This window comes from Aeromonas media (assembly GCF_000819985.1).
GTDB lineage: Bacteria > Pseudomonadota > Gammaproteobacteria > Enterobacterales > Aeromonadaceae > Aeromonas > Aeromonas media.
In genome coordinates this window covers 794-2,244 of the sequence record NZ_CDBZ01000158.1, presented here as the reverse complement: position 1 = coordinate 2,244, position 1,451 = coordinate 794, and the positions used below count along the sequence as shown (strand labels likewise).

Below are 1,451 nucleotides of genomic sequence, written 5' to 3'. Positions count from 1 at the left end.
TGTTCACGCTCTCACCCTGCTCCACCAGTTCAGCCAGATGGCGTGTGGCAGTCGCCTTGCTGACTCCGGCGACTTTTTGATATTGACTGGCACTGATGCCATTTTCAAAACCCTGTTCGCCGCCATCCAGTAAACGATTCAGCACTTTGGTTTGCTCTGGACTCAGACTGTCATGACAGTGCCGCAACCAAAAATGAGCCTTGGCAAGAGAACGAGCAATAACCTGTAATGCCAGCTCTATGGCGTAATCCAGTGTGTCGAGGAACCAACAAAGCCAGGATGTGATATCCAGCGTGCCCTTCTGTGTTGACTCCAGTGCCCGATAGTAGTCAGCCCGCCATTCTAGAATAGCGACTGACATGGCATACAAACGGATGCCCTGGCTGTCAGCCTGTGACAGCGCGAGATCGGTCAATGCCCGCGTGAGCCGCCCATTGCCATCATCAACGGGATGCAGGGTCACGAACCAGAAATGACAGATCGCCGCACGAAGAAGGGGATCTATCGTTGGATCATGCCGAGTCTGGTTAAACCAGAAGATAAACGCGGCCAGTTGATCGTCCAGAGCTGCTCTGGGTGGAGCCTCAAAATGCACGGTAGGGCGATCAACACGCCCAGAGACAACCAGCATCGGCTCATCTCCTCGCAACTGCCCTACGTTCAGTCGCTGCACCGACCATTCGTTGGCGGGGAACAGCCAACGATGCCATTGGTAAAGTCGTTCAATTGTCAGTGGTTGTTCATGGTTGTCGATGGCATCCAGCATCATTGCCGCGAGCCCCTCTGAGCGCTCTGATACTGGATAGGACTGAGTTTGTGAGCTCCCTAACCGCCTAGCCAGGGAAGATCGCACGGATTGGGCATTGAGACGTTCGCCTTCGATAGCGGATGAGGAGATGATGTTAGCCAGTAACGTATCTAACGCTTGGTCGGAGTTCCCCAATCTGAAATGACTACCGATTAGAATTCCCTGCCTGCGTTGAACCTGCCGTAATCTGGGCAATATCTCGCTATCCTGCCAACGAAAATGGGGCCAGTCGGCTTGTTGCCAAATCCAAAATGGTTCCATTATTTCCTCATCCAACGTGCTAGGGTCTCAATAATGAGCCGACCCAGCCCATCATTCAGCTCAATGTTTGAGCCGAATATAACACATGCAGCAGACCAGCAGAGCTGGTAATGAGGATGGAGATCTAGGTTGAAAATCTCAGACCGGAGCTAATGAAAAACTGGATTTATTGATGCTGTGTGGCGCTACAGCAACCAGTAGATAGACAAGGCGGGAGCTCGTTTTCGTTTCGAATGCTTTTTGGGAGCTTGCAGCTTGCGCTGCATGAAGCCACGCACACGCAGATGCCCTTAGGTCTGCTCACTCATATGCCTGATGGTACTCGCTATGCCATCACTGTGAATAATTATAGGGAAATTTAGTTTCCTGATTACCCATGACC

At 51.7% G+C, this 1,451-nt stretch carries 1 protein-coding gene and 1 pseudogene; both read right to left on the bottom strand.

Features of this window, described 5'->3' with window-relative positions:
- On the bottom strand, positions 1–769 hold a 769-nt coding region (locus BN1127_RS13860; RefSeq protein WP_231557490.1), incomplete at its 3' end, for a Fic family protein.
- Positions 770–835: 66 nt separating this feature from the next.
- A pseudogene (locus tag BN1127_RS22825) lies at positions 836–1,069 on the bottom strand (DUF4172 domain-containing protein); the annotation flags it as partial.
- Between the last annotated feature and the right edge of the window lie 382 nt (positions 1,070–1,451).